Raw genomic sequence first — 1,896 nt, 5'->3', positions numbered from 1 at the left:
CCAACTCCTCTGTCCCGGCGGGCAAGTGCGACCAGCTTCTGTCGGCTCTTCAAAAGATCCTGGATGAGCAGTTAAGGTCTGCACTAAACCCGTTTGAAAATTGAAATTGTCGCGTCTTACCTTCGGGGCTGCAAGTCATGCGTCTGCTCCGTCCGGTCCGGAGCCGGAAAACCGTTCGTCGCAGACCGCTGCTTGAGCGCTGAGACGGCCTGGAGCTGGGACTGATCGTAGCAGGAGGGAGCTCTGAAGAGCGATGCATTGGACGGCGGTCGTGCGCTGGTGTTCGATATGTTCGGAACCGTTGTCGACTGGCGCAGTGGCGTGGCGCGAGAAGTAGCCGCATTCTTGGCCCGACACGGTGTTGTCAACCTTGATCCCGCTGAATTCGCTGATGCATGGCCGCCTCCGCTATTCCCCAGCGATAGAAGAAGTAAGAAGCGGTCGGCGACCCTTCACGGGGCTGGATGTCTTGCACCGGGAGAATCTGGAAGGGACATTGACGGAATATGGCGTCGACCACACAAGCATGCCTTGTGCGGAGTTGGACGAGCTCAATCTGGCTTGGCATCGATTGGATCCGTGGCCAGATTCTATCGTGGGCCTACAACGCCTGAAAGCGCGATATATCATTGCGACACACTCGAACGGCAATGTCCTCCTGATGCTCAATATGGCCAAGCGGACCGGACTTCCTTGGGACGCGATTTGGGTGCTGAGGTGGTGAGGGCGTACAAACCGCTACCGGAAGCCTATCTACGGACGGCTGGTATTTTGGCGATGCTCCCCGAAGAGGTCTGTCTTGTAGCCGCCCACAACTGTGATCTTGCCGCGGCCCGCAAATGCGGGCTACGCACCGCCTTCATCGTGCGTCCGATCGAGCACGGACCAGGGCAGACAAGCGATCTGTACCCATCGGCGGGTGGGAAGTAACAGCCGAAGATCTAGTCGATCTGGCCGAAAACTCGGAGCATAGCTCACCCTCGACGGCTGGGGTGGCGTCGATCTCATGAGGTATGTATATGGCTCGCCATAAACTGCGAAGTTGGCGGCAATAAATACTGGCATCGCATAAGTGTACGAAAGATCGTCGCCCGTGTAGATATGGTGGGTTTTAGCGCAGGCGTAAGCAAAGCAATCGCCGAAATCAAGTTTCGCTGGATGAGCCGCGACACCGCCATACGTTGCCGGTTTTTGGTGTGCAGCTTTATAAAAGTTCTCAGCTGAGAACTTTTAGGCAGCCTGGCGATTCTCGTATTGGGAGCCAGGTGCTTTAAGAGGAAAATTCTCAGCTGAGAACTTTCCTGCCTGTTCAGCCCAAGTCGGTCGCCGAGATAGGTGAAGAAGGAGATGCCCAGCTTGCGGCAGGTCTTCATCAACAAGCAAACCCTCGTAGAAATCCCGAGCAGCGTTCTCCTTGCCAACTGGCATAGCTAGTTGAACGTGATCAATTCTGCTGATAGGCACCGGTTTTTCTCCGCGATCGTAAACATCCCGCGACGTTCTCTAAGCGGAACCTATGTGCCAAGCGTCTGTTGGAAGTTGGTCCATTGGTTGCGCCATGGACACAAATCGTATTGTTTCCAGCCAAGAGCCCATTGGTATACCATTGCTCTAAAGACCTCGTGCCCGGGAATTTGCTCTGCTTACATTAGAGCACAGAGAATGGCACAGCAGTGTAAATCCCACGCTTTAATTTGTCGCCAACCGACCAGCCGCCACGATCAAAAATGCGCCTGCTACTCCTTCAATCCATCTGCGGCGACAATCGCTGAAGCCGCTCTTCTTTCCCACTGCGGCGATCCCGAGACTCAAGCTCGTGTAGACGATCCCACAAAGGGCGATGAAGATCGCAGACAGGATCAGCGCCTGTAGAGGAATGCTTCCGCCATGCTGCAT

1 pseudogene is annotated in these 1,896 nt (G+C 55.1%); it reads right to left on the bottom strand.

What is annotated here, in order from left to right:
* Window positions 1-1,689 precede the first annotated feature (1,689 nt).
* Window positions 1,690-1,896, bottom strand: a pseudogene (locus ACXJ5O_RS25695) (LysE family translocator); the annotation flags it as partial.

It is taken from the genome of Phyllobacterium sp. P5_D12 (genome assembly GCF_054049495.1).
Note: the sequence above shows the minus strand (reverse complement) of the source record. Positions and strands in the feature narration are given on the sequence as shown.